Source organism: Faecalicatena faecalis, assembly GCF_012524165.2.
Taxonomy (GTDB): Bacteria; Bacillota; Clostridia; order Lachnospirales; family Lachnospiraceae; genus Faecalicatena_A; species Faecalicatena_A faecalis.
Genome location: NZ_JABACJ020000009.1, coordinates 128,803 through 153,887, shown reverse-complemented (window position 1 = coordinate 153,887; position 25,085 = coordinate 128,803). Strand labels below are relative to the sequence as shown.

Annotated in this window: 30 protein-coding genes; 4 read left to right on the top strand and 26 right to left on the bottom strand. The window is 41.8% G+C overall.

Annotated features, from left to right (window positions below; translation table 11 throughout):
- Positions 1-139 precede the first annotated feature (139 nt).
- The 9 genes from HGO97_RS11485 to HGO97_RS11445 all read right to left on the bottom strand — a co-directional run bounded on the left by HGO97_RS11485 (position 140) and on the right by HGO97_RS11445 (position 5,785).
- Entirely contained in the window at positions 140-778 is a 639-nt protein-coding gene (locus tag HGO97_RS11485) for a CPBP family intramembrane glutamic endopeptidase (RefSeq protein WP_216241754.1), read from the bottom strand.
- A gap of 219 nt (positions 779-997) precedes the next feature.
- Positions 998-1,363 carry a VOC family protein gene (locus tag HGO97_RS11480; RefSeq protein ID WP_168866739.1) on the bottom strand — a complete coding sequence of 122 codons (366 nt, stop codon included), beginning with the start codon at positions 1,361-1,363 and terminating at the stop codon, positions 998-1,000.
- Between the two features lie 140 nt (positions 1,364-1,503).
- Positions 1,504-2,109 carry a hypothetical protein gene (locus HGO97_RS11475; RefSeq protein ID WP_168866738.1) on the bottom strand — a complete coding sequence of 202 codons (606 nt, stop codon included), beginning with the start codon at positions 2,107-2,109 and terminating at the stop codon, positions 1,504-1,506.
- A 42-nt stretch (positions 2,110-2,151) separates the two neighbouring features.
- Positions 2,152-2,565, bottom strand: coding sequence for a DUF3788 domain-containing protein (locus tag HGO97_RS11470; protein WP_216241785.1), 414 nt, complete (start codon positions 2,563-2,565; stop codon positions 2,152-2,154).
- Between the two features lie 76 nt (positions 2,566-2,641).
- Positions 2,642-3,001 (bottom strand): DUF3795 domain-containing protein, encoded by a 360-nt coding sequence (locus tag HGO97_RS11465; RefSeq protein ID WP_216241751.1) that lies wholly within the window; start codon positions 2,999-3,001, stop codon positions 2,642-2,644.
- 56 nt (positions 3,002-3,057) lie between these two features.
- Positions 3,058-3,504 carry a SufBD protein gene (locus HGO97_RS11460; RefSeq protein ID WP_216241749.1) on the bottom strand — a complete coding sequence of 149 codons (447 nt, stop codon included), beginning with the start codon at positions 3,502-3,504 and terminating at the stop codon, positions 3,058-3,060.
- Between the two features lie 47 nt (positions 3,505-3,551).
- Positions 3,552-4,046 carry a GNAT family N-acetyltransferase gene (locus tag HGO97_RS11455; RefSeq protein ID WP_216241747.1) on the bottom strand — a complete coding sequence of 165 codons (495 nt, stop codon included), beginning with the start codon at positions 4,044-4,046 and terminating at the stop codon, positions 3,552-3,554.
- 95 nt (positions 4,047-4,141) lie between these two features.
- Positions 4,142-4,966, bottom strand: coding sequence for a nitroreductase family protein (locus HGO97_RS11450; protein ID WP_216241745.1), 825 nt, complete (start codon positions 4,964-4,966; stop codon positions 4,142-4,144).
- Positions 4,967-5,023: 57 nt separating this feature from the next.
- Positions 5,024-5,785 (bottom strand): N-acetyltransferase, encoded by a 762-nt coding sequence (locus HGO97_RS11445; protein WP_216241783.1) that lies wholly within the window; start codon positions 5,783-5,785, stop codon positions 5,024-5,026.
- A 516-nt stretch (positions 5,786-6,301) separates the two neighbouring features.
- On the opposite strand from HGO97_RS11445, the gene HGO97_RS11440 reads away from it, so the two are divergent.
- Positions 6,302-7,465 (top strand): M28 family metallopeptidase, encoded by a 1,164-nt coding sequence (locus HGO97_RS11440; protein ID WP_216241742.1) that lies wholly within the window; start codon positions 6,302-6,304, stop codon positions 7,463-7,465.
- A 76-nt stretch (positions 7,466-7,541) separates the two neighbouring features.
- Here HGO97_RS11440 and HGO97_RS11435 read toward each other — a convergent pair whose 3' ends face one another.
- The 4 genes from HGO97_RS11435 to HGO97_RS11420 all read right to left on the bottom strand — a co-directional run bounded on the left by HGO97_RS11435 (position 7,542) and on the right by HGO97_RS11420 (position 10,420).
- Complete coding sequence (locus HGO97_RS11435; protein ID WP_216241739.1) at positions 7,542-8,303, bottom strand: EFR1 family ferrodoxin; 762 nt, start codon at positions 8,301-8,303, stop codon at positions 7,542-7,544.
- Between the two features lie 223 nt (positions 8,304-8,526).
- Positions 8,527-8,937 carry an iron chaperone gene (locus tag HGO97_RS11430; RefSeq protein ID WP_216241736.1) on the bottom strand — a complete coding sequence of 137 codons (411 nt, stop codon included), beginning with the start codon at positions 8,935-8,937 and terminating at the stop codon, positions 8,527-8,529.
- 49 nt (positions 8,938-8,986) lie between these two features.
- The gene (locus tag HGO97_RS11425; protein ID WP_216241733.1) at positions 8,987-9,376 is read right to left on the bottom strand and encodes a DUF5655 domain-containing protein; all 390 of its coding nucleotides are present in this window, start codon (positions 9,374-9,376) and stop codon (positions 8,987-8,989) included.
- 483 nt (positions 9,377-9,859) lie between these two features.
- Complete coding sequence (locus HGO97_RS11420) at positions 9,860-10,420, bottom strand: GNAT family N-acetyltransferase (protein WP_246597412.1); 561 nt, start codon at positions 10,418-10,420, stop codon at positions 9,860-9,862.
- Positions 10,421-10,652: 232 nt separating this feature from the next.
- Here HGO97_RS11420 and HGO97_RS23770 point away from each other — a divergent pair, with 232 nt between their 5' ends.
- The 3 genes from HGO97_RS23770 to HGO97_RS11400 are packed head-to-tail and all read left to right on the top strand — an operon-like array spanning position 10,653 to position 13,685.
- On the top strand, positions 10,653-11,978 hold the full coding sequence (locus HGO97_RS23770) for a GyrI-like domain-containing protein (protein ID WP_246597411.1): 1,326 nt from the start codon (positions 10,653-10,655) through the stop codon (positions 11,976-11,978).
- 1 nt (position 11,979) lies between these two features.
- On the top strand, positions 11,980-12,933 hold the full coding sequence (locus HGO97_RS11405; RefSeq protein ID WP_216241731.1) for an ABC transporter ATP-binding protein: 954 nt from the start codon (positions 11,980-11,982) through the stop codon (positions 12,931-12,933).
- Complete coding sequence (locus tag HGO97_RS11400) at positions 12,930-13,685, top strand: ABC transporter permease (protein WP_216241729.1); 756 nt, start codon at positions 12,930-12,932, stop codon at positions 13,683-13,685. Before HGO97_RS11405 ends, HGO97_RS11400 begins: the two co-directional genes overlap by 4 nt.
- Positions 13,686-13,839: 154 nt before the next feature.
- Here HGO97_RS11400 and HGO97_RS11395 read toward each other — a convergent pair whose 3' ends face one another.
- The 13 genes from HGO97_RS11395 to HGO97_RS11340 form a co-directional block, all read right to left on the bottom strand.
- A complete protein-coding gene (locus HGO97_RS11395; RefSeq protein WP_330654245.1) occupies positions 13,840-14,802 on the bottom strand; it encodes a helix-turn-helix transcriptional regulator in 963 nt (320 codons plus the stop codon).
- Positions 14,786-15,286, bottom strand: coding sequence for a hypothetical protein (locus HGO97_RS24210; RefSeq protein ID WP_330654244.1), 501 nt, complete (start codon positions 15,284-15,286; stop codon positions 14,786-14,788). The genes HGO97_RS11395 and HGO97_RS24210 overlap by 17 nt, the downstream gene beginning before the upstream one ends.
- 60 nt (positions 15,287-15,346) lie before the next feature.
- Positions 15,347-15,637 carry a helix-turn-helix transcriptional regulator gene (locus tag HGO97_RS24205; protein WP_330654248.1) on the bottom strand — a complete coding sequence of 97 codons (291 nt, stop codon included), beginning with the start codon at positions 15,635-15,637 and terminating at the stop codon, positions 15,347-15,349.
- A 170-nt stretch (positions 15,638-15,807) separates the two neighbouring features.
- The gene (locus HGO97_RS11385; RefSeq protein WP_216241726.1) at positions 15,808-16,293 is read right to left on the bottom strand and encodes a YbhB/YbcL family Raf kinase inhibitor-like protein; all 486 of its coding nucleotides are present in this window, start codon (positions 16,291-16,293) and stop codon (positions 15,808-15,810) included.
- A 102-nt stretch (positions 16,294-16,395) separates the two neighbouring features.
- Positions 16,396-17,754, bottom strand: coding sequence for an MATE family efflux transporter (locus HGO97_RS11380; protein ID WP_246597410.1), 1,359 nt, complete (start codon positions 17,752-17,754; stop codon positions 16,396-16,398).
- Entirely contained in the window at positions 17,747-18,634 is an 888-nt protein-coding gene (locus HGO97_RS11375; protein ID WP_216241723.1) for a GNAT family N-acetyltransferase, read from the bottom strand. Before HGO97_RS11375 ends, HGO97_RS11380 begins: the two co-directional genes overlap by 8 nt.
- A gap of 196 nt (positions 18,635-18,830) precedes the next feature.
- Entirely contained in the window at positions 18,831-19,523 is a 693-nt protein-coding gene (locus tag HGO97_RS11370; protein ID WP_216241719.1) for a hypothetical protein, read from the bottom strand.
- 134 nt (positions 19,524-19,657) lie between these two features.
- Positions 19,658-20,467: an EcsC family protein gene (locus tag HGO97_RS11365; protein ID WP_216241716.1), complete on the bottom strand. Its 810-nt coding sequence runs from the start codon at positions 20,465-20,467 to the stop codon at positions 19,658-19,660.
- Positions 20,468-20,600: 133 nt separating this feature from the next.
- Positions 20,601-21,911, bottom strand: a complete 1,311-nt coding sequence (locus tag HGO97_RS11360; protein WP_246597409.1) for an ABC transporter permease — start codon at positions 21,909-21,911, stop codon at positions 20,601-20,603.
- Positions 21,874-22,761 carry an ABC transporter ATP-binding protein gene (locus HGO97_RS11355; protein ID WP_216241770.1) on the bottom strand — a complete coding sequence of 296 codons (888 nt, stop codon included), beginning with the start codon at positions 22,759-22,761 and terminating at the stop codon, positions 21,874-21,876. The genes HGO97_RS11360 and HGO97_RS11355 overlap by 38 nt, the downstream gene beginning before the upstream one ends.
- The gene (locus tag HGO97_RS11350) at positions 22,721-23,506 is read right to left on the bottom strand and encodes a hypothetical protein (RefSeq protein WP_216241714.1); all 786 of its coding nucleotides are present in this window, start codon (positions 23,504-23,506) and stop codon (positions 22,721-22,723) included. Before HGO97_RS11350 ends, HGO97_RS11355 begins: the two co-directional genes overlap by 41 nt.
- On the bottom strand, positions 23,496-24,038 hold the full coding sequence (locus HGO97_RS11345) for an RNA polymerase sigma factor (RefSeq protein ID WP_216241712.1): 543 nt from the start codon (positions 24,036-24,038) through the stop codon (positions 23,496-23,498). Before HGO97_RS11345 ends, HGO97_RS11350 begins: the two co-directional genes overlap by 11 nt.
- A 305-nt stretch (positions 24,039-24,343) precedes the next feature.
- Positions 24,344-25,084, bottom strand: a complete 741-nt coding sequence (locus HGO97_RS11340; protein WP_216241710.1) for a LytR/AlgR family response regulator transcription factor — start codon at positions 25,082-25,084, stop codon at positions 24,344-24,346.
- Between the last annotated feature and the right edge of the window lies 1 nt (position 25,085).

The window sequence follows — 25,085 nt, the reverse complement described above, 5'->3', positions numbered from 1 at the left end:
TCTTAATTCTATACTTCTTTTTTCAAATCTACAATATGGTAGATTTATTAAGGTTACTCTTTTTTCTTCTGAAAAAATCAAAAAAAGGGTTGACAAACATTAGCAAGATTTGTCCAGTTTGATAAACTGGAGTTTTATTCTATCCAAATATATTTAATATTCCATGGACAAGTATACCCAAATAGCAGTTTTTTGTTTTACATCTTATCGCTCCCATAATCAAGCCAAACCCTGCGCCAAATATTACTTTCATAACAATACAGATAAACAAGTTCCCGCCACTCCATAAATAAATACCTACCGCATATCCAATATGCCATAAGGCAAATAACACTGTTACCACCAAATAAGTTTTCCATTCTTTATTAATACATTCATTCACTTTTGTCCATATAATGCCCCTAAATAGTAATTCCTCAAAAACCGGAGTTACAATACTTCCATAAAAAAATATTAAACTATTCTCAAAGGAAAATGTTTTAACCCAAAACAATGTTACTACATAAAAAATAACCGCAATTATTGTGATGATAATATATAAGTATCCAAATACCTTAGGGAAAAAATTGTAACTACACTTTCTCCGTCTACAATAGATAATCATGATTACCAGACATACTATCATAGTGAACATCATAACCATACTTCTTGAATAAAGTGTTTCAGGATAAAAGCAAAACACCCCTTGCTTGATTCCAATAAAAAGAAGTTGAATTATTGTTAGGCAAATGATAATGGAAAGCAATTCTTTTAGCACTATTCTGTTGCTTTTTTTCAAAATAAATTTTCCCTCACATTTTTAAATTCTATTTTTTCTACCCGACAATCTGGAAGTTACTTTTTTCTGGTTCTCCATTTCTTGTTCATCTTATCTACCCAAGGTTTTGTTATTAACTCAATAATGCCTGCTATAAAATCTGCTATAAAATCACCCATACATTGTCCCTCCCAATTCTGATTTCTGATACTTTTCGCCTTCCTGGTAACTAGGATTTAGTTATTTAGTAAACTCAACTATCACTATCTCGTTTCCGTCAATATCGTTTAAGCGAACCTCATAAGTACCCCAATCATATCTAATGGCTTCGGACAGGGTAACCCCTTTTTTCTTCAAACATTCCATTGTTAAATCGAGATTATCTGTTTGAAAAACAAATGATTGATGTCCTGTCGGTTGTGCGTCGAATATTTTACAATCCCATATACAAAGAGTAGGGGCGTTTTCTATAAAGCCAAGATAAACCCCATTTGATTCGTCCATATCTGTCTTAATAAAGGGTATTCCTAATACCTCTCTATAAAAGGCGATAAGTTCATTTGCTTGCTTAGAAAAAATATTGGTGCAGTAATATCCCGTTATCATATTTTCATTTCCTCTAAATTCTGATTTCTGTTACGTTCTCGTCTTCCTGATAACTTCTTCTCAAATCCATATCTTTTTCAGATGCATAGATGAAATACCATCTTTCACAACGCCAGTCCATAAATACTCCATCTTGCAGCCTACTTTTCCACTGATAAAAACGGTGGAAAGAGATCGGGGCTCTCAATACGCCGCATTGTTTTTGCATCCACGTCAAAGCTCTTTCCATCGTATTCATAGTGTAATTTCCCATCTTTACAATAAAAACGGTGTTCCGATTGGAATGCAACAGGCTTGAAACGTCCGCCTTGTACCGGCTGATCCCTATACAGCACCTGATCTTCCATAAGCTTTAATACTTTATTTTCAAAACGAATATCATAAATACCACTTATTACAGCCTCCGCTGCTACATTTTTCCCAGAAGCAGATATCAATCGGAAAGATCCTGTCATGGCATTTGTACTTTTTCGCTTTGCCAACTCGAAACGAAATAAGGATACACCGCTAAAGTCTTTCCGTAATTCCTCCCGTTGACCATCAGCTCCCATAAGCCATATCTTCTCATTAGATACAATGAACATATCTAATTGAAACCCACTTTGAGAATGCTTGAGGTTAGAAAAGGAAATCTGATCAGAATAGACACCTTGAAGCGCATCATTTTCCAGTTTATAGACTAATTCCTTTGTAAACAGTGTCTTACCATCCACATTCGCCCCAAGAAATGCAAGAATATCTTTCATCTCTAACCACCTGTCCTTTCGCTCTTAAGTTCACCCTATCCGCTATTTTTTATTTGGTTTTCTTTTGATTCTCAGCAGTCGAATAAAATCGTCAAACGAAGAATTATCCACTGGCTCAAACATAACCCATTTTCCATCATGGTAGGTTTTGGCTTCATCATAGATTTTCTGCACTTCTTTTGAAAAGGTTTCTCTCTCTGCCTCAAATTTTGACCGTTCGTCTTTTCCCAAAATAACCATAAAGCCTACACAACCTTCTCTTGCATACAAGGCGCAAAGCGTTTTACCACCCCGGCGGTATTTATATTCGTAAGTCCATGCTTTACCCCCTTTATTCCACAGACATTCCATATCATAATTTTCATCAATGGCAGCACATAACTGATTCCATACATCATATAAAGATTGTCCGAGTAAAGCCGTCATTTCCTCTGTACCAGGTATCATATCCAACATGGCAGGTCTCCTTTCCACTTCAATGGCAGCCGGGCATCCGTTTTGCATGCTCAGACTTTGAAATAAATACCTATTTTTATCTGCAATCACTTTCCTTAGATTGTTTAGCTAATTCTTCTAAAACCTTTCGATTATCGCTTTCTATTGGCACATAGTCTTCTATATATTGACATGGATAATCATTACATTCCGCACAATGAGAAACCTTTTTCTCCATACCGCATTTTCGCATTGGACAATCCACACACATCTTTTCATTTACTCCATTTATAGAATGACAACCCGTACAAGTCATATCATTTTTTTCAAATTTACAGGTATCTGTTGAATAGTCCCTTGCTAACTGTTCTTTCAGTTCCTCATTTCCTGTTTGAGTTGCAATATACACAGGGCATTCTGAACATATTAAACCACAATATGCAATTATTTTTTTCATTTCTTTCCTCCAAGCTCAAATTTGTCCAATCCTAGAAACTGGAATTTGTATTTTCATCATTTTTGTATTTCTTTCAATGCTTTTTGAATATCCTTATAAACTAAAGGTTGCATACTATCGTCATAAACAGTTATATCTGCCTTTTGAAGTGCAGAAAGAATGTCATTTTTTAATTCTGGCTTATACTTTGCAATCATCGGGAGCAGCTTAATACACTGTCTTGCCGTAATGGGTTTAACATCTGTTATGTGCTGCAAATATGTATCAATGATTTCATCAATTTTATAATCTTTATCCCATTTTGCATTATAGGCAAGTAGTGTAAGCCCTCTTGTACGGATATAAGAATTATCACTGTCAAGCATATCACTTAATCTATCCATATAGGGATAGACACAATCTGTTTCTTTACTTTCTTTTTGCAATTCCTGTAAGGCCTTATATGCAACATTATTATTTTTATCAAACAATAATTCAAAGGTATCTTCTATATTAAGTAACACAATATTCTCCTTCAAACTTCAAATTTATCCGTACTATGAACCGGAGTTTACAGCCGCCACCATACAGTATCATTTCTCTCATATTCTTCGAAACCGCATCTTATTAAAATCTTTTGCGATGACACGCCATCAATATCTGTTTCAGCAATAATATGCTTTACTCTGTTTTGTTGTAATGCCCAATTACAAAATGCCTGCACCGCTTCAGTCATATAACCGTTATGCTCAAAATCACGCCCCAGACCATAGCCAATTTCAACTTCTCCGTCACGGTTAGGAACGTCTTTAAAATCAATTGCCCCAACCACGCAATGATCCGATTTCTTAACGATAAACCAAAACGTGTGCCATAGATAATTGTCAGGGTCTTTTTGAGCTTTTTTTACTTGTCCGCATACAATTTCACGAAACAAGCCCTCCATTGGTTCCGCCTTGTATGAACAGAACAGCTCTTCTTCAAGTTCTTTTATGCTATACGTCCATAATTGAAGTTGATCTGGAGTAAGCGCAATGATATTAAGGCGCTCTGTTTCTATTTTCATTATAGTGTCCTTTCGATAAACAGGGCTTTTTCTACCTGCCAAATTCTGTGCTTTTTCCGCATGCGCTCCCAACAAGACCATTTTCCTGCAAATCGTTACCACTTATCATAATGGATCTTTTCCGGTTCCCAGCGGTCCCGTAATTCCTTTTCCTCATCAGGCCAGCCGAATGCGATCACCGCAACGGGTTCCAGTTTAGAGGGAAGCTCTAACGCAGCAATCATTCGCTTCCGCCAATCAGAGTTTAATGCCACTCCGCACCAAACGCCTCCCAGCCCAAGGCCATGAATACCAAGCAGGATGTTCTGTGTGGCAGCAGCACAGTCCGCATACAAAAACTCTTTCATTCCCTCTATATTCTTATCGCCACATATGACGATAGCACCAGCGGCGGATTCAAGCATAGTCGCTTGTGAGTTCTGTGAGGCAAGCTCTGCCAGAAGCTGTCTGTTCCTTATGACGATGAAATGGCAGGGCCGCTTATTTTTTGCCGTTGGTGCATACATTCCACAGCAAAGCATTGTCGTAACCATATCGTCCCCGACGGATCTTGAGGTAAACTTACGTATGCTTTGCCGCGTTTTTATTGCCATCAGTACATCCATTCCGCTGCTGACAGCAACAGGCTCTTCCTGTTTCCTACCGGCAGGTTCCAGCTCCTCGGCGGACATGGTGACATGCGCGTTCATGATCCGTCCGTCAAAATCAATGGACTTTTGTAACGCCTTATCTAAGCCCATAAGAAACTTTCCGCCTCCGCGGGATAATAATTTACCGCGGTACGGGGTGCCATTGATTGTTCCGCTTACATAGATTGTGCCCTTCGGTTTACAAAATCGCTCCCTTGCATCAAACGGGATTTCAAGAAAGGTTCTTCTGCCGATATCATCCTTGTAAATTGGTGCCTCAAATATTTCCATAATTTTTCCTTCCATCACGGTAAGTCTCTCTGTCACCCAAACCAGCCTATTTAAAGATTAAAATCCTCTCTCAGTCAGTATTTTTTCAAATTTCTTTTCGGATTGTATTTCGTGTGTAATAAATTCATCATGATAAAACAGCCCAAATGTCGTAAATGGAACAGGGGCATTCTGAGCCTGTTCCCGCGTAGTAATATGAACTGCCTGAAATGGGGCATTTCTCCTCTTAGCCGCATCTTCCAGAAGGGGAACATACTTTGCTGTAAATGGGCACTGGCTGGTATAGTACAGTGTAAACCCACTGCCCATATCCTGTTGTATTGTATCCTTCACAGAAGAACGGAAACAGGGTTTTTCAGCATCTTTATCAAATGGCAGATACATCAGCTCAAAATAGGGGCTTGCTGTGTCCGCCGTTTCAAATCCTTTGTAATTCAGAAATTTATAATCTGCAAGAAAACCCATTTTCTTTCTGGATGATAAGATAACAAGGCCTTTTTTCCCTTTCTCTTTGCTGTCTCTGATACATTCATCCAGAAGAAGTGTGGAATACCCGTGTCCTTTAAACTGCCCGGATACCCAAAGGCAGTCAATATACATATAACCGTCTGCCGCAACTGGCGCCCATGCGCATTCAGCAGGAATGTACTCAATGAAACATTTTCCCCGGACATTCCCTTTCAGGAAAACAAGCCCTTCGTCTAACCGGCCTTCCAGCCATGCTTTTTTGGAAAGCACCTGGCAGTCTTTATTATTTGCAATGGCACAGCAAATGTGTTCCTTTTCCAGATTTTCATGTGTGATTCTTATAAGCTCCATCATCCAATCTCCTCTGCACTTTCTGTTTTTCCGGCTCAACGCCTTGAAAACCACTATTTTATAAAATTCAACTCTACCTGTGATTATAACATCAAAAGGATGACATCATCTGTCAGGGTTTATTTTTTTCATAGATTCATTTCACCTGCCTTGCAATCGTTTCTTTCAGGCGGACAGGTTCCAGATCACTTACACTCTGTCTTCCACTTATTTATTTTTGTTCCATCTGTCTTTACAAGTTCCAGTGCGGCTTCCACTATTTCATCCCTTGAAAGCTTTGCTTTCCGCGGCATATATATATGATTCTCCCTCTCAAAATACTAAAACATTCATTTTGCAACATATGTTTTAATTATACTATTTAAGTGTGAAAAGTCAAGATACAGATGATAGATGTCACGATCTGCGTTTTTAAGAATTCTGTCATATCACAAGGAAAGTCAAGTACATGGGTACTCCTTCTGTTATCTTTATATTAGTAACTCAGAAAACAAACAAAAAACAGGAGGAAATACAATGGAAATCAGAAAAAGGATTGAGCAGCACCTAAATGTACTTTGTAATGAAATTGGTGCACGCCCAACGGGTTCTAAGGCGAATCAGGCGGCGGTAGAATATGTCTGTGAAGAATTTAAGCGTGCCGGACTGAATGTCCTAAAACAGGAATTTGACTGCATGGACTGGTCAGAAGGCGGTGGTACTCTTACTATTGAAGGGCAGGACATTTTGACTGCACCAGCTCCTTATTCGCTTCCTTGCAATGTACAGGGAGAACTCGTTTGCATTCATACTCTGGAGGAATTGCGTATTACACCAATTTCAGGAAAAATTGTTCTGCTTTGTGATGCTTTAGCAGCAGAACCGCTTATGCCAAAAAGTTTTATTTTCTGGAATCCCGAGGAGCACAAAGAAACAATTGCATTGTTGGAACGCGGTGGGGCACAAGCGGTGCTCACGGTCAGTCTCTCACCTGAATGCTTTGTACCAATCATCGAAGACGGAGATTTTGAAATCCCGTGCGCAATGGTTCTCCCTGGAATTTTACCACTGCTTTCCAGCGGACTTTCTGCCACACTGTCACTGAACACAAAAAGACGTCCGGCGAGGGCCGCCAATGTACTTGCTACTCATGGAAAAGGCAAACATAAGATTTGCATGTCAGCCCATATTGACACCAAACCAGCAACTCCCGGTGCCTTGGACAATGCTTCCGGCGTAGCTGTACTGCTTGCGCTGGCGGAGGAGCTGTCCGACAGGGAGCTGCCCTATCAAATCGAATTTGTCCTCTTTAATGGTGAGGACTACTATTCGAATCCGGGAGAGATGGCATATCTTGCATCTTACCTCTCAACTCCTGCAGATTATGTCTGCGCATTTAATATTGATGGAGTTGGCGTAAAAGGGCAGGCTCTTGCATACTCGTTTTATGAATGTTCTGAAAAGCTAATAAACAACCTCTCTAAGTTAGCCGCAGAAATCGAGGGGTTTGAGCAAATTGATCCGTGGCCTCAGGGGGACCATACATTGTTTTCTTTTTCCGGAGTTCCGGCAATCTCTGTTACTTCCAGTGGAATCTTCGATTTAGTGGACAGCGTACTCCATTCGGACAGAGATTCATTGGAATTGATTGATACAGAAATTCTGGAATCCCTGGTGAAATTCCTGCTTTATTCCATATAGCGGAGCTGTGGAATAATCTTTTATTTTGTGATGTCCTCTGGATATATATTTTCGGCCACAACAACTGGAATTTGATTTATAGATAATTTTCAATCCTGCACTGCTCAACAACCTGTTTTCCTAATAGCGTGATTGCCTGTTTGGGGCAATTGCTAACGCAGCGGTAGCACATGGTGCATCGGCTATCTGCTACCGCAACCTGGTTTCTTAGATCAATATTTTTCATAGGACATAGAGCAACGCACTTACCACAGCCAATGCATTTTTGTGCATCAATCTTCAATTTATTCGAATAGTGCCGTGTCTTGTTGGAAAAATATAATCTCTGTCCAAACAGACCGGCTAAATGATAGAAAAATCCAATTCCCTCCTGTGGTGGATTTTCATTTCGCCATTCTCGTACAGCGGCTTTTATTTTATTTTCCGCATTTGCCACAAGCCTTTTGTTTGTTTCCAACGGTCGCTTTAATACTTTTTCATCACCGATACAGTCTGGCATTTTGAGGTGCAGTCCACCAATAATGTGTGCGCCATATTTTTCCAACAAGCGAGCTAACATACCCGCGCCGTCACCGCTGAACAAACCCATCGTGGCAATTACGAAGATCCGCTTTCCTTTCCAAATATTTTGGTGATTGATAATATAATCTCTCACTATTTTGGGTATGTTGCTATATTGCACCGGGTATGCAAATACAATATCTTCATGCTGTCCGATTTTCCCCGAAAGATCTTCGCTTTCAATGGAAAATACGGCTGCTCCCGCATCATACTCTTGTACAAATTTCTCTATACAAAACTTTGAGTTTCCTGTTCCGCTAAAATATACTCCTATCATGCTCTTCCCCCATTTCCACCTGACAGACAAGGATTCTTTCATACATATACAGCCCTCCAATTTTTAAATTTTCCAGTCAGAAAAACTGGGATTTTCTAGCCACAAACCGGAAGTTACGATTCTGTTTTCAGTAGTGAGTACAGGAACAAGACATATTCGAGTTTTATATTTATAGACTTCCATTTTACCACCTGCCTAAATTCAATTCTTCCTTCAATAACATTTACGGATGATTACCGGTTTCATAACACCATAATGCTATCTGCGCAATCAACTCCAGAGGCATCGGTTCTTCGTAGGGAATCTGAATCGTCCCCTTACTGGTTCTATATGATGACAGCTGTTCTGCAAACTCAATCACTGCCTGTATGCCAGCATAGATACCGATATGCTTTTTGTTTGCAGCAAAATGAATGATATTATGCTGTTTCCAGAAAGTCGGCATACCCCAGGAAATTTTTTCTTCTGCTTCCGGAATGGCTTCATGAATTGCCTTTCGTACCTGTACCAAATACACCTGTTGTTCTTTATCCTGAACGGAAATATATTCATCTATTGTTTTCGGCTTCTCGCCACAATAATGTGATTGATTCGTATTCTTAAATGAACGTCCACATTTTGGACATACCCACATAATCTGATTCTCCCTTCTACAATCAAAACTGAGCGATGGTTATTGCCCTCTACTTGACTCGTGCAAAATGATACGCTTTCCGAAACCAATCCATTAATTCATCATCAATTTCCTCAGGATGTTCTATTAGGATATGATGTGTCCATCTACCGGGGTAAGGTTCTGTAGCAATATCAATTCTGGATGATTGCACTTGCTTATCCAAGCCTAATGTAACCACGATATATTCTTTTGGACGTTCTTTCGCTTTTCTCACTTTTGCAAATGAAATGCAGGCAAAAACCTTTGGGTTTGTAAAAGTGATTTGCGTCTTTTGCACTCTCATACCGATATTCGGTAACTGAGCAAAGAGCTTATCAGCCAAAGTTTCATACAACTCAAGTGCAACTGGTTTTTCATTAAAAAACATCAACTCATCTAAGTTCGGTTCATATGCCATATTTTCTACCTCAATAACTACAAAATTTCATCCGTACAAACTGGGATTTGTAACTTTAGTTTCTCTTGCAAAATTCCTCTAACATATAAGTATAAGCCAAGCGTTCTGACCTATCTTGTTGTGCCACCTGCCCAATACCTATATAGGCATAGAAAAGCTCTGGTTGCTGTTGTACAGTGAGCACCCCCAAGAATGACCCATAACATATATTTTTCTTTGCCAAAGCGATTTCGTAAATAATTCGTCACCGCAATTGTATCAGAAATAAATGCTTTCAGACAGTATATCCGGCTGTAGCTCAAGGTCAAAAAGAATTGCCCCCAATGTCAGTAAATTTCCATACACCGGATTGAGTAATATACTATTTTTCCCAAGTGTTCCAATACCACTCATAACAGCGAAATGCTTAAGTGAAATCGGCCCCAATATCATACCTAAAAACATACATATAATATTTGTCCAGTTCGTGAAACTGGGAGTAATCTACATTTTTCTATATGTATATACATCGACAGACACAATTTCTTTACCTCCCCAATTCTTTTCTTGTGAAGTATAATTTTCTTTAACAAATCCATTGTTCAATAATACTTTTGATGAATATATATTTTCTGGCATAACAAATGCGTTAAGTGTTGTAATTCCAATTTCATTTACTAAATATTCCATCATTAGATTCAAAGCATTTGACGCAATTTTTTTATTCCAATAATCCTCATTTAATCGATAACCTACCGTTATTGTGTTTGCTCTCTTTCTGTAGTCGAACATTTCTGCTAAACCCACAAGCCTATTAGGATTATCCTTTAAGTAGATTCCTGCAATTATTAGCCTTTTCTTCTCAAAATCTCTTCCACCCAAATTTTTGATTGCAGTCTCTAACATTTTAATACTTTTCTTATATAAAAACGGTGATATATACTTATAAACATTGTCGTTATTGCTAATCTCTGACAACGCTGCAACATCGCTCATGTCCATTTTTCTTATAATTACTTTATCGTTTTCTAAATATGGAAATACATCAAATAATTCTGTCATCATAAACTCCTCAAATTCTAACTATATAAGGCTTATCATAACACATTATGTTTCGGCGCTAAAGTAAAATATATACGCTATCTTCCATAATGAGAATCCCGCAAGTTTGACAGCATTAGAGACATAGGACACGGATGACAGATGTCCCATAGCAAAGAGTTGACAAAAGAGAACACAAAAAGAGAAGAAATATAGAATTCCGTCCGATATACTGAGTGAGTAAGGAGGTGATTCCATGGAATGGCTGCAAAGTTTAAGCAAGGCCATTGATTATATTGAAGAAAATCTGGACAAGGAGATTTCTCTGGATGAGGCGGCCCGCATTGCCTGCTATTCCCCATTTTATTTTAAACGGAAGTTTGCCTGTATCACCGGGCTTTCCCTGTCAGAATACATTCGGCGCCGCAGAATGACACAGGCTGCTTTCGAGCTTCAAAGAACGGATCAGAAGGTGATCGACATTGCACTGAAATACGGCTATGCGTCCCCGTCGTCCTTTAACCGGGCTTTTCAGGCCGTGCATGGAATAAGCCCTGCCGCCGCCAGGAATGCAGGCAGCACATTGAACGCCTACCCGGCGGTTAAATTTTCGCTTACAGTTACAGGAGGTACTGCTATGTCATTTCATGTGGAAGAGAAAGAAAAGATAAGAATCGTGGGAATACGAATGCCTCTGTGTGAGGATATGGAAAAAAACCAAATGGAAGTCCCGGTTTTCTGCCAGAGAGCATTTGCCGAAGGGAAGGTCCGGGAAATCTGCTCGATATCTGATCAGGCCCCTGAGGGGATACTGGGGGTGAGTGTCTACCATGGTCCCCAGGATTTTTATTACTATATTGCGGCGGCATCAAAAGGACCTGTCCCGAAAGGCATGCATGAATGCGTCATCCCGGCGGCAGTCTGGGCAGTTTTTGAAAACGACGGTCCTTTTAAAGAAAGCGTGCAGGGGATTTTCCGCCGTTTTTATACAGAGTGGCTTCCACTCTCAGGCTATACCTATGCGCAGCTGCCGGATATCGAGGTCTATCCGGCTGATACCGAAAAACCTTCTGCAGGGCATTCCGAGGTATGGATCGCAGTAAAAAAGAAAAGGAGATTTAACATTATGGAATATCAAATTGAGGTCAGAGATGTGGAGCCTCTGCGGGTCGCATATATGAAATACCGGGGAAGTACTGCCAAAGCCAATCAGGTGTTTCCCAATGTTTTTAAAGCGATCAGAGGGAAAGCGGACGGGGCGCCCTTTTTCAGTTACCTGTCCATGGACCCTGAGACAAAAAACGGTGAGATGGAACTATGTGTCCCCACAGCTCAGACTCCGAATGGAAACGGCGTGGAAATAAAAGAGATGCCGCGCATCAGGGCTCTCTGCGTAACACATACAGGCTCCTATGAAACGCTGCCGGCGGCCTATGATGCACTCGACAAGTATGCACTGGAACACGGGCTGAAATTAGAGTTTCCCTTCCGCGAGGTCTACATCAAGGGGCCGGGAATGTTCCTGAAAGGGAATCCCGATAAATATATTACGGAAATACAATTTCCTATCGAGGAGGAATAACATGTATGCAATACAGGCACAGGACGTCTCAAAAACATATAAAAACGGTGTACGGGCACTGGATCACGTCAGTTTAAATGTCAGGAAAGGGGAAATCTTTTCTCTGCTAGGACAAAATGGTGCGGGAAAATCCACTCTGATCCGCATACTCACCACTTATCTAAAGCCGGATTTGGGCCTAGTACAAATACTTGGAAAAAATCTCTCCATGAAGGCGGCCAGGATCCGTCCGAAAATTGCCTGCGTGGGCCAGCAAACTTCCATTGATACCTACCTGTCGCTGGAAGAAAATATGATGTTCCAGAGCCGCCTGTACCGGATTCCAAAAACTCAGGCGAAACTGAGAATGGAAAAGCTGATTCAGGATTTCGGCCTACAAAGCTACAGAAAATACCCAGTATCCTCCTACTCCGGAGGCATCAAAAGGCGGCTTGACATTGCGCTCAATATGATGTCAGCCCCAGAGATTTTGTTTCTTGATGAGCCAACAGTAGGTATGGATATCCAGTCGCGTATGGCTATGTGGGATATGCTGAAAAAGATACGGAATGATTTTGGTACCACCATCTTTCTAACCACGCATTATTTGGAGGAAGCAGATATCCTGAGCAATACAGTCTGCATTATGAAAGATGGAAAGGAAGTGACCCAGGGAACACCGGAAGAACTGCGCTCTTTCATCCGGCAGGATGCCCTCCGGATTCTCTTTCCAACGAAAGCGGAGGCAGAAAAACAGATGGTATTTCTGCAGTCTGTTTTCCCGGCATCTCAGATGACGGTGAGGAATACGGATATCATGATGAATACCGAAGATGTACGTTCCGATCTGGAGCGTACAGCAGGATTTCTGTTAGAAGCACACATCCCATTTTACGGCATCCAGATTGTGCAGCCTACTCTGGAGGATGTGTTTTTACGCCTGACTAAGAAAAAGGAAATGGGGGAAGAGAAATGAGCACAGCTACTATTTTTTACCGGAACGTCAAATGGCGCTTCCATAATGCTTTTACCATCGTAATCACAATTTTACAGCCTCTTTTGTGGCTGGTGCTTTACAGCACAGTGGCAGAGGGAACCATGGCAGGGACGGGGATTGAGAATTACACAGCCTTTATCTTCCCTGGTCTGATTGTGCTGGTCAGTTTTTCAGCCAGCAGCAGCAACGGTATCATGAACTATCTGATGAAAGCTGACGGCAGTTTTTACCGGGTTCTGATCGCGCCGGTCCGCAGGAGTTCCATTGTATTAGGACAGCTTCTGGAGGCGGTCTGCTGTACTTTTGTCGAAGTGGGAATCATGACCGTAATCAGTCTTCTGTTTTTTGTAAATGTTCTTCCGAATTTCCCGAGCCTCCTGCTCATGGTCCTGCTTGTGGCGCTGACGGCTTTTTTTATGGCTGGAATTTCCTACAGTGTCAGCCTGGTCCTCCCCAATGAAGTACTGTATGAAACAGTTATGAACGCCATCGTGCTCCCGATATTCTTTCTAAGTTCCGCGCTGTTCCCGGCAGACGGACTTCAAGGAATACTCAAAACGATCATCTACCTGAATCCATTTACCCATGTCATTAATGCCCTGCGTTCTGTTATTTTTTATGGAACAATTGATTTCCGGACGGTGGCACCCGTGGCCGTCCTGTTCCTCCTTCTGGGAGTCGGAAGTTTTAGTTGGGCGTTATATTGTCTGAAGAAGGAGACTCGGCTGTAGAACAAGGGTGGCACCGCGGAGGGTATCACCTCGTAAGGCAAGGTTGCTCCTGAAAAAATCAATATGGGAAAATTTACTTGTCCGCATACATTTTCACGAAACAAACCCTCCATTGGTTCCGCCTTGTATGAGCAGAGCAGTTCCTTTTCTAATGTCATTCTTTATTTTTTTCATAGATTAATTTCGCATGCCTTGCAATCGCTTCTTTTAAGTGGACAGGTTCCAGTATTGTAACCTGCGTTCCAAAGGATAAGAGATATCCAATCAGCCACTGATCTTCTCTCATAGTTACGGAAACAAGAAGATCCCCGTTATCCTGTTCTTTTATGGAGTCCGCTTCAAATTCATCATAGACCCGATATGCGCATTCTTTCGGAAACCGAAGCACCATAGGAGTGAGCCTGCCCGGCCATCCTTCTGCATTGGATGTATGCTGCTGGCATTCCCCGCTTTGCCGGGTTTCTTCCTCATCAGGATAATGAAGCGGTGCAAATTCCTCGTCCAACAGTTCCAGCCTGACCATACGGTTACATTTAAAAATACGAAAGTCAGACTTTTCCACACAATATGCCTTCAGATACCATTCTTTGCTTTTGAACATCATTTTGATTGGATAGATCTTTCTCCTGCTTTTTTCACCATTGGAATTTACATATAGAATGGATACCGCCTTATGTGAAATAACCGCGTTTTTCAATAATTCAAAGGTAGTGTTGTCCTGCGAAGCATTTCCCCAGCGTGAAAAATCCACCTCAAACCAATCATCCGAAGGAATCTGAAAAAGAGCAGATAACTTTGTCAGCATTTCCCTTTCGTAACTGCTGTTTACAACCGATACACTCTGCAGCGCAGATAAAATATCCTTTTTCTCCTTGTCGGAGAAAAAGGATTGTTCTAACACATAATCATCTAATATTTCAATTCCGCCGTTCCTGCCTGTTGTCACATAAATTGGAATACCTGCACTGCTGATTACATCTATATCACGGTATATGGTCCGCACAGACACCTCGAATTTTTCTGCTAATTCGGGCGCGGTAACATGCTTTTTATCCAGAATATAGTACACTATTTTAAATAGCCTGCTGTCTTTCAAATCATCACCCCTGGTTCTCATAATAAATATCGGCAAGCAAAACTTCCTTCACAGGCCGGGCTTCGATATACCCCCGCCATCCCTGTGGATCTAACTGAAAACGGGGAGCTATTTCATCATCCCACCCATATCCGAACGGCGTCGGATCATAGTTGTCTATGACCTCAGATAAATTCATGATCACCTCTTCAAAGTGCAGATCATCATAAGGTGCAGTCTGGAACATCATCATTTTACATTCGGGCAGGTCCATGAGGTCGAACCCTTCCGGTATCACACCCGAATAGTCATCCGGAACCTCAACGCCTTGTGCATAGCGTGAAGTACCCGGCAGACATAACGAATCAGGCAGCCATAGGCCAACCGGTTCATACAGCGCCTCCTTGATGCTGCATAGTAATCCCCATACATCACAGCCGACCTCCTCGCTGTAAGTGAAATAATCGTTTCCGGCCACACCACGTTTTAACAGTAGTTTCCGTTTAGGAAAATTACGCACCTGCACATAAAAATCCTTTGAGACTGGAGGCATCTCCTCCTGTTCCTCTCTAAGCCAATAATAATATTACCTGATAGACCACGGGTGGAAAAGGTAAATTGGCGGTGTGTGCTTTTTATACTCATTCGGGCTGATTCCGAATTGCCTGCGAAAGGCTCTGGTAAACCCCTCATGGCTGTCAAAGACAAAATCCATCGCTACATCAACAACCTTTAAATCCCTGTCCCGTAGCTCCATAGCCGCTTTTGAAAGCCGATACATACGGATATATTCGAAGGGAGCCTTGCCGGTCAGCTCCTTGAAGATTTTTGCACAATGCCAGGGCGAATAGCCCGCACTTTCTGCGAGGGAGTGCAGCGTAATTGGTTCCTACAAATGTGCCTCTATATAGCTTTGCATCCGCTGAACGGCGTTAATTTGTTCCCAGCTTTCCACCCGGTTCACCTCCTGGGTCTCATTACATAAAATGCTTCTCTTCTAAGTTTATCATGATAGAGTGAAAATGTCTTGACTTTGTTTGTTTCTTTTTATCCTGCATCTTCACTCTCATTCCTGTGGCTTTGGAACTTCCCTGTCAAAGAAGCCTGATCCAGTATCAGGTTTGATGCCTGTTTCAGCACCTCCTTTTTTGTAGATGCAGCTGGTAAATCTATCAGATCACATAATGCATAGATGGTAAAGGTATAATTGTGTGTTGTCTTTAAGGGAGGTTTTGGTCCCCGATAGCAATGCCGTCCATAAGCAATCCCCTGAATTGCCCCTGATAGTTCTGAAACTACCTCCCCTTTGGGAACCGACTCTGGGATATCACTGCATACTGGAATATTCCAAATAATCCAATGGTTATAATTTGGAAATATTGGATGAGAAGCATCGTCCAGGGTAATGATAAACGACTTTGTCTGATTTGGGATATCTTCAATATGCAGGGCGGGTGAAATATCTTCCCCTCTTCCCGTATACCTTTTAGGAATCCATCCGCCCTCTTCAAATGCATTGCTGCTTACTCTCATAAAATCTCCTCTCTACGTCTCGTCAGCCAACTAAAATCATTCGTTTTGCAACATATGTTTTCATTATACCTCATCAGAATGAAAAGTCAAACTAAAACGGTCTCACTTATTTTCCCTCACATATTTATAATGATCTTTATTCCGTTCTATCAGAAATAACACCACACCAAGTGTGAGCAGTTCAGCAGCTGGCACCGCCAGCCATACGCCATTCACCCCCATCATACACGGCAGTACTATAAGTCCCAGCATAATGAAAGCAAATGTCCTGAGAAATGAGATAACAGCCGATACTTTTCCATTGGACAATGCAGTAAAAGCAGCAGAGGAAAATATATTGATCCCGGAACATAGAAAGCTGAATGCGAAGATTCGAAATCCCTGCGTCGTAATCTCATACACATCTGTATTGCTTCCCGTAAACAACATCACTAACTGTTCATTCCCTATTGTAGAAATCAGAAAAACTAAAATGGAACTGACCACCACAAATCCTAGTGCGTTTTTAAAGATTCTTTTCAACCGTATGGTGTGATTCGCTCCATAATGAAAACTGATGACAGGCGCGATCCCCATGGAAAAGCCAATGTACAACGTGGTCAGCAGGAACTGGCTGTAGATGAGAATTGTGATCGCCGCCACGCCCTTCTCTCCCATCAATTGCAGCATCGTTCGGTTAAAGAAAAATGTTGTCACCGCTGTTGAAATCTGGCTTACCATTTCCGATGCACCATTCCCACAGCTTTTCCTTAGTACAGAAAAATCCAGAACGGGTCTTTTAAATGACAATATACTTTTCCTGCCGATAAAAAACAATAGACCTGCAACTGCAGGAATCAGATATCCGATGCCTGTTCCCAGTGCAGCTCCCTTAACTCCCAAACCAAAAGGAACCATAAAAAGATAATCCAGTAAAATATTGACGATTCCCGCTCCCACAGACAGGACCAGACCAAATCCAGGTTTTCCCGCAGTAACGATCAGGTTCTGAAATAGCACCTGTAACATACTGGCAGGAGTAAACAGAAAGATGATAAGCAGATAATCTCTGCAATATGGAAATAGAATCTCACTCGCTCCCAGCCGCCAGATAATTTCATCTAAAAAGCAGACTCCAAGAACAGTAATCAGAAGTCCCAAAACAAAACCAAATAGGACAATCAGGGTAAAATCCTGCTTTGCCCTGTCTCTCTTTCCCTCTCCCATCTTTCTGGCAACAAGCGCACTCCCTCCTGTTGCTAGCATCGTTCCCAGTCCGACAATAAGATTGATGACAGGACATACGATATTCACTGCTGACAATGCGTTTGTATTCACGAACCTAGAAATAAAGATTGTATCGATAATCGTATAACAGCCCATAAAAAGCATCATGGCTATCGTAGGAAAAGCAAACTTAAGCAGGGAGAAAAGTGTAAAATCCTGATCTAGCGGATTCGCCATCCTTCCGGTCTTACTCATCCGTCTGCCCTCCTGTTGGTGCAGGCACCATCTGCTGATCTGGTGTCAGTACCATCCGCTGGGTCGGATACCCGAATTCAACCAATAACTCCGCTTCTGCAAAACCAAGTGCCTGATATGCTTTCCGATAACCTGTATCCGCCTTATCCCCCTCCCGGAAAGTCGTAATGGAAATCTCCGTATCCGGCAGCAGTTCATTCATCACCTTATCCAGAAACAGCTTTGCAATTCCATTTTTCCTGAAAAGTGGATGAACACCGAAAAAATCGATGCAGCCTGTATCATAATTGAGTATCATGACAGCTGCCGCAAGGCCATCCCTCTTAAGAATCAGAGCCCTTTTCTCTTGGATACAGTCTCTCAGTACTTTCCTGTATTCCTTCTCATCCAGATGGGGATAACCGTCAACAATCAGACAGACCAGATCCATCCAAAGTGGAATATCCTCCTCTTTTGCAAAACAGATCTTTTCCTTCATGTCATTACGGTTATCCCATGAAAACACTTGTTCCATATATTTTTCCAATTCAAATCTAAGCTGCAGAGGGTAAAATTCTTCTTCCATCCGATACTCATTCGGTGACTTTTTGTACATCTGACGGAAAATGTTTGTGAACGCCTGCTGACTCTCATACCCTGCCAGCAGAGAAATTTCCAGAATCGGCTTATCCGAAAACACAAGCAGTTTCGCTGCCTCTGTCAACTGCCTCCGCTTTACATAATCATGGATGGATAATCCCACCGTACTCAAAAACATCCGGTGCAGATGGTATTTCGAATATCCCACTGCACCGGCGATCAAGTCCAGGTTCATCTTCTCGGTCAGATGCTCTTCAATATAACGAATTACAGTTACAATATTTTCTAAATTGCCATTCAATGCAGCCTCCTCCTTTCCGCTTAGATTATAATAGAAAAGGTTGCAGACGTTTTCATAAATATTGCGGTTTTATTAAGTTTCTAATTAAGGTGAATATTCCTGTAGAACTGCAAGGTTTCATTAGAATAGAATGCTAGGTATTTCAGTGCCCTATCTAGGGATAGCGTATCAAATTCATTGACGGTTGGTATTTACGCTACGATAATATTTTAAAGCCATCATCAAGACCAAGATCATCGACAACTTTATTAACTAATGGGTCAAATAATTTTCTCTTTTCTTCGTAATCTGTTATCTTCATTTCAAACCATTGCTTTGGGTTCACCGTAATATTTGTTACATCTTTTTTGACTTGTGATGCTAATAAAATCATATGAGCTATGATAATAAATCTCTCCTCGCTTGAGGCATCTATATTTAATCCATAATTGATTTTTTGCATTGATGAAACAATTTTTATAGACTCTATGCTACCATAAGCATAAATCGTATTATACAAATTCGTCATCTTATCATAAAGCGAATCCTCTGCTTCCCTCTTTTCAGTTTTTAATTTCTGAATTCTGACTTGGTCGCCTTTTGAAATATTTCTTTTCCCCTCTATCTCTGCTATTTGCTTATTAACTCTAATAGGAGTCGTTATTTTTTCATATAAGTCAAGTGTCTCAAAAGGAATTGTTGACATTTTATCTAGTGCTATGTTTGTTTTTTGTTTCCTAATTTCATCCTTGAAGCTTTTTCGTAAAGAAAAATATGTAATAACAAATCCAAGCAGAGTTATAAATGCTGGAACCAAGGTTGTGAGCCAATCTTTTGGGCTCATCGCCGCGTTTTGAAATGTTGTTTCATCAATCGTTGTTAAAATAGTTCCAAGTATATTCAAATACATTACTCATCTCCTCCTGCATGATATTAAAATCATACCACTTTAACCTCCAATATTCAATTTTCAATATGTTAAAATCAATTACTTACAAATACTGTTTCAGATTTCTAACGCTGATTTTAGAAAGGGAGCCTGATCTACACCTGCTTATTTCTGAATATATTTTTCTTCTCTACCAGATACCGCCGCCTGTATTTCAACCCCGCATACTCTGTAATCCGCTGCATATAAACAGCATCATATGCGCCTCCTACCACTCCCGCGATTGGAATGCCCTGCAGAAATTTTATATAAAGCAGTTCTTTTGACAGCATACCTGCTGCCCTCTGGATTTGAACCCTTTCCTCATAATTTTCCGGTATCTTTTCCTGTTCAATGAATTCGTTGATTTCACTATCTATGCGTTCCAATTTCTCTCCATAAGATACTGCACCCTGAATGAGCAGCAAAATGAAGTACTTTTCTTCCTTTGTTTCATATCCATAACCATAATGGATCGCTATCTCGTATATATCTTTCAAGATCATACCAGTGAAAACAGGAATATCAGGAAGTCCGATTCCCAATATCCCCATTCCAATTCCAGAAATCCCGGATAGAATTAAGTTTTTCGCTCCGGTCCCCTGTGCTTTTTTTGAAAATGATCTCAGTGCTTTCTTATCCTGCCTGACGTCAGCCGTATACTGCCGCACCTGATAATCCTGCTCCATTTTTTCCTTTTTAAAAGTCTTTTCTATGATACCCGTGCCCTTCTCAAAGATCAGTTCGAATGCCTTCGCAAATCCCATATCCAGTGTACTTTGTAATTTGGGCGGCACCTTCCCGGCAAGTTTCCTGTTCAGTAGTGTATCCTTTTTCTCCATCCGCTTTAACAGAAAACGCTGCTCCTGCTTCATGAGTTTCTCCCATTCTGTCTGTAGTGCCGTTTTTTTCTCGAAAAGTCCCATCTATGCCTCCTTATTGCCTGTCAGAAAAAGATACTCTTAGTGCATGAATTACCGGATGCCCTATGAGCATACATTACATTTTTCTTTATAGTCTAACAAATTATGCATAGAAAAAGAAGAGTCCTTTTTAAACCTATTTAACCTGCGCTCTTCGATATACCCAGTATATCACCGGGAACAGTATCCCAAACAATATCACATACATCGGTATCATGACAGACACCGCTCCAAATATTTTCCCACCAATCGAATACAGCGCAAAATCCTCCAGATTTTTATTGATAGTAAGCATTTGGTCCGGAAACAGCGTCATGATTCTGGTGAGCATTTCAATTCGTCCTAAAAAAGGAGGCAGGCAGGTCAGAATAAAGGGAACTGTGATTGCAAATATCGTGGAATGCGTCTTTGCCGATACCAGCATGGAGATCGTCATGATAAACAGACATCCCACATAGCCGCCCAGTACTGTCAGCAGGAAATCCTGGAAATAACTGATGTTATAAATGCTGTTCCAGTTGCTTAACCCTGTCTGTACCGCACATTCTCCGCCACCGAATCCCAGTGCTCCCAGCACAATCAGAGAATAGAGCAGCACAACGCCCCAGTAAAGAAGCGTAATCAGCACAAAGCCTGCCCCCATTTTAGAAACTACAGCTCTATCCCTGCCATGTCTGGCAGAAAAGAAAATGGAATCGGCCTTTAATAAAAACTCATCCGAAAAGATACCGGATACGAGAAATCCGATGATCAGTACCACGATCATCATGAGTGTCGGAAGATACTGCGAATCCAGGAGTGCTTTCCATCCATCTGCATATTCATAATAAAGCGGGGTTTTCATTTCCTCGTATTTGCCAATCAGATACTGCTTTTCCTGTTCGGAGAAAGACCCCTTAACTTCCTCGCTTTCAAACCAGTCCTTAAGACCGGAGATTCTCCGTTCATAAAAGGATGCTGCATCCTCCTGTGACAGGCTGTCCGCCCTGTAATAGTCGTAATTGTGCATTTCACAAAACGCCAGATTCAACAACTGCCTGATATCTGAAAATCCCTGTGTTCTGGCATCGATCCGGTTGCTTTCCTGTATCCTGTCTGAGTCATTCTCTTCTGAGCCACTTTTCTCTGAGTCATTCTTCTCTGAATCCAAAGTACGATCCTCCTGCCCTATGGCATTGATACCTGCATTTTCCCGGATTACCTCTTTGAATACCTCTTCTGTAAGTTCCCCTTTCCATTTATTCTTGTCCTCTTTCAAATGGCGGGCGGCAGCCGGACCGGATATGTGGTTCCCATTTTCCTCTACATAAGTCACATCCCGGATGGTCAGAATACTGCCAATGATAAGCACTGCCGCAAGAAGGAGCAGGGCCGCCTTGTTCATCGGCTTAGAGAGTACCTTTTTCAGTTCAAATCGCAGCATGGTCTTCACCTGCCTTTTCTCCAAAATAGTACAGGAATAAATCTTCAAGTGTCGCTTCTTCACGCACAGCATCAGGCAGCGGTCTTTCTCTTGAAATCATCCGCAGTTCTATGCCGTGGGCACCTGTTTTCATGTTGGAAACTTTGTATTTTTTCATCAGAAATGCCGCCTGCTCCTTTGAGGCAGTACATTTCCAGACGCCGTCCGTCATCGATGAGATTAACTGCTCTGAAGTTCCCTGATGCACGAACCTTCCGTCCTTCATCAGGCATATTTCATTCGCAATATATTCTACATCAGATACAATATGCGTGGAAAGCAGCACAAGACGGTCCTCTGAGAGCTCGCTGATCAGGTTGCGGAAACGGATTCTCTCATTGGGGTCTAGCCCGGCTGTCGGTTCATCCAGAATCAGGATCTTCGGATTATTTAGCATTGCCTGTGCGATTCCCGCCCTTCTTTTCATTCCTCCTGACAGCTTCTTCATCTTTTTCTTCGCCGCGTTTGCAAGCCCTACCCTTGAGATTAGTTCTTTCACTCTTCTTCTCGCGACTGCCGGACGGATTCCCTTTAATGCCGCAATATAAAGCAGATAATCCTGCACCGTGAATTCCGGGTAGAATCCAAAATCCTGGGGCAGATATCCCAGCAGTTTCCTGTAGTCACCGCCCATTTTTAAAATGTCCTTACCATTGCAGGTGATCGTTCCTTCTGTGGGTTCAAGCAGCGTACAGAGCATGCGCATCAGAGTCGTCTTCCCGGCTCCGTTCACCCCCAGTAATCCATAGACCCCCTGGGTCATGGTAAGGTCCAGATGATCAACGGCTGTAAAATCACCGAATTTTTTCGTAAGATGATTCATGTTCAATTCCATCAAAATTTACCTCCCATATCTGATTACACCGCCGTACTGACTGATAAATAAGAACTCCCAGACACAGAACCGCCATTCCTGACAGCACGCCCCAGACCGGAATTAACGCGGCTGTGTATAACTGCTCATCCAGTAAAATAAACCACCACAAGGCGCTCCAGATGATACACATCCCAATCGCAGCCGCTTCGTTGAAGAGATGTCTGCCGCATAAAATTCCAAAACAGATGCAGGCCGTCACAACCATTGGAAAAAGGAACTGCACCAGCAATTCTAATAAGGAAATGCGCAAAGAGACAGAGGCTGCACCGCAGAATACGGTAATCATCAGGATGTCTGCCAGTCCAAATAAAAGCATTCTGGCCGCATAGACCTGCCGCAGTGAATAATATGCTGCCGCCTCGATCTCCATACACTGATTGGTCCGGTTCTTCCACAATTCAGGTACGATCAGGATGATAAACAAGACCGCCGCAACTGACATACTCCGGGAAGCATACAGGGAATCGTCCGTAAGCGGCAGGACCGCCCACAGGGCAGCCAGGATCAGCGCCTGGAAGACCCACCATCTTTTCTGGATCAGTCTCAGCTGGATATACAAAAAAGAATGGTAGGGCAGCATCTTTTCTGCCTCGGACCGAAAGAAGCACTCCCTGGACGCCTCGATTGTTCTTTGGATGCATTCCTCCCTGGGTTCTATTCTTCGCTCCTTTTGATAGAGCTTTAACTGTTCGTCAAGATTCATATCCTGTCTCCTCCTTCCCGATTAATTCCTGTAATTGAAGTTTCGCCATCCGCAGCCGGTATTTGACCAGCGGCAGCCCGATCTGTAACGTATCTGCGATCTCTTTTAATTTCATCTCCTGGAAATAGAAAAGTGTGATCACATCATAAAATTCGCTGGAAAGCTGATTCAAGGCCCATTCCAGCATCACCTTATCTGTAACCTCCCCTTCCACGCCCTGCGCGGTCAGCTCTTCCATCCCGGACAGTTCCTCCTCCGCCGGAATCTCCTTTGCCTTTTTATAATAATTCCGGCAGAGATTCCCTGCGATGGTATATAGATAATTTTTCGTTTTCCCTGTATAACGGTAGTCAGACAGTTTTGCAAAAAAGTGAAGGAAAGTCTCTTGTGCCAGATCTTCCGCATACTTCTTGTCAGAACAGTGATACGCGCAGTATTTCAAAATATCTCCATAATATTTACGGACAAATAGATCGAAAGCGTTCTCATCGCCCTGTTTCATTTTTCTGATTAAAAGAAAATCATTCTCCACAAGATCCTCCTTTCCAGCGTGAGCATATTTGAAAGTTCATTCCTACAGTCTAGCAGGTATTTGTACAGTGTAAAAGTTCTAAACGTTTATCCCTTCTGCTATGTATAACAATTGAACCGTACAAAAAGATAGTCTCACCTGTACATTTTTTATATTTTATCATCTTTTCTGCCCTGGCGTTTTCTATATCTGTAAGCCATCTTACATCTATAAACCAAAAAGCTCCCAGAGGATTGACTCCCCCGGGAGTGTATTCTGCTTCTTACTGACAGCACACAGTTCAGGCACTATTTTCCTAAACAATCCTATTGACCAATTTTCTCCAGCAGATGAGATTTCATTCTCCTTGAAATTGCACAAATGCTTCCGCCGACTTTAACTTCATTATGTTTCAGGTCAATAGATTCTATCTTATCCAGCGCAATCAGATAGGAACGGTGGATTTTCAGGAAACCTTCCCCGATCTCCTGTTCGATATCTGACAGATTCCCCGAAAACTCGATTCTCTGGTTCCTGCCATGCAGGATCACACAGTGGGAACGTGAGGAGGTCTCAAAATAGTAGATATCCTCGATCGGAATATGGTACAGCTTCTCCCCGCTTCTGCATGTATAGCAGACAGAAGCCTCCTTTGCCTCCTCTTTTAAGCGCTGGACTATGGATTTTAGACAGCCGCCGATCGAGCTGCTTAACTGTTCAGGAGAATCCTTTACAATATAATCAAACGCTTCTATATGATACTGGAAGGTCTTATATGCCAGATCCCGAAAGCTTGTCACATAGACAATGGTCCCGTTCGGGTCCAGCCTGCGTATCTCTCTCCCCAAAAGGAAACCATCGTAATCAGAATCCTTCAGTTCCACATCCAGAAAGTAGATATTCTGTCTGCCCTTCCGTCCTGCTAAATCATGCAGCAGATCTTCCGGGCTGGTATAGCTGCCTTTGACCTTCATATCATATTCGTGTATCAGTATCTGTTTTTCAATTTCCGTCCTGATATAATCCAGTATGGACTGTTCGTCATCACATATCAAAATTTCCAGCATC

Bases quoted from the DNA above. Each gene is read 5' to 3' on its own strand.
- HGO97_RS11400 (WP_216241729.1), top strand. From the start codon at position 12,930: ATGAGCACAGCTACTATTTTTTACCGGAACGTCAAATGGCGCTTCCAT.
- HGO97_RS11370 (WP_216241719.1), bottom strand. From the start codon at position 19,523: ATGTATTTGAATATACTTGGAACTATTTTAACAACGATTGATGAAACA.
- HGO97_RS11340 (WP_216241710.1), bottom strand. From the start codon at position 25,084: ATGCTGGAAATTTTGATATGTGATGACGAACAGTCCATACTGGATTAT.
- HGO97_RS11445 (WP_216241783.1), bottom strand. From the start codon at position 5,785: ATGGAGCTTATAAGAATCACACATGAAAATCTGGAAAAGGAACACATT.
- HGO97_RS11425 (WP_216241733.1), bottom strand. From the start codon at position 9,376: ATGGCATATGAACCGAACTTAGATGAGTTGATGTTTTTTAATGAAAAA.
- HGO97_RS11465 (WP_216241751.1), bottom strand. From the start codon at position 3,001: ATGAAAAAAATAATTGCATATTGTGGTTTAATATGTTCAGAATGCCCT.
- HGO97_RS11480 (WP_168866739.1), bottom strand. From the start codon at position 1,363: ATGATAACGGGATATTACTGCACCAATATTTTTTCTAAGCAAGCAAAT.
- HGO97_RS11365 (WP_216241716.1), bottom strand. From the start codon at position 20,467: ATGGGACTTTTCGAGAAAAAAACGGCACTACAGACAGAATGGGAGAAA.
- HGO97_RS11470 (WP_216241785.1), bottom strand. From the start codon at position 2,565: ATGTTGGATATGATACCTGGTACAGAGGAAATGACGGCTTTACTCGGA.
- HGO97_RS11450 (WP_216241745.1), bottom strand. From the start codon at position 4,966: ATGGAAATATTTGAGGCACCAATTTACAAGGATGATATCGGCAGAAGA.
- HGO97_RS11475 (WP_168866738.1), bottom strand. From the start codon at position 2,109: ATGAAAGATATTCTTGCATTTCTTGGGGCGAATGTGGATGGTAAGACA.
- HGO97_RS11440 (WP_216241742.1), top strand. From the start codon at position 6,302: ATGGAAATCAGAAAAAGGATTGAGCAGCACCTAAATGTACTTTGTAAT.
- HGO97_RS11385 (WP_216241726.1), bottom strand. From the start codon at position 16,293: ATGAGAGTAAGCAGCAATGCATTTGAAGAGGGCGGATGGATTCCTAAA.
- HGO97_RS11380 (WP_246597410.1), bottom strand. From the start codon at position 17,754: ATGAGTAAGACCGGAAGGATGGCGAATCCGCTAGATCAGGATTTTACA.
- HGO97_RS11350 (WP_216241714.1), bottom strand. From the start codon at position 23,506: ATGAATCTTGACGAACAGTTAAAGCTCTATCAAAAGGAGCGAAGAATA.
- HGO97_RS23770 (WP_246597411.1), top strand. From the start codon at position 10,653: ATGGAATGGCTGCAAAGTTTAAGCAAGGCCATTGATTATATTGAAGAA.
- HGO97_RS11455 (WP_216241747.1), bottom strand. From the start codon at position 4,046: ATGAAAATAGAAACAGAGCGCCTTAATATCATTGCGCTTACTCCAGAT.
- HGO97_RS11420 (WP_246597412.1), bottom strand. From the start codon at position 10,420: ATGATGACAGAATTATTTGATGTATTTCCATATTTAGAAAACGATAAA.
- HGO97_RS11355 (WP_216241770.1), bottom strand. From the start codon at position 22,761: ATGGAATTGAACATGAATCATCTTACGAAAAAATTCGGTGATTTTACA.
- HGO97_RS11395 (WP_330654245.1), bottom strand. From the start codon at position 14,802: ATGAGAACCAGGGGTGATGATTTGAAAGACAGCAGGCTATTTAAAATA.
- HGO97_RS11430 (WP_216241736.1), bottom strand. From the start codon at position 8,937: ATGTGGGTATGTCCAAAATGTGGACGTTCATTTAAGAATACGAATCAA.
- HGO97_RS11435 (WP_216241739.1), bottom strand. From the start codon at position 8,303: ATGATAGGAGTATATTTTAGCGGAACAGGAAACTCAAAGTTTTGTATA.
- HGO97_RS11405 (WP_216241731.1), top strand. From the start codon at position 11,980: ATGTATGCAATACAGGCACAGGACGTCTCAAAAACATATAAAAACGGT.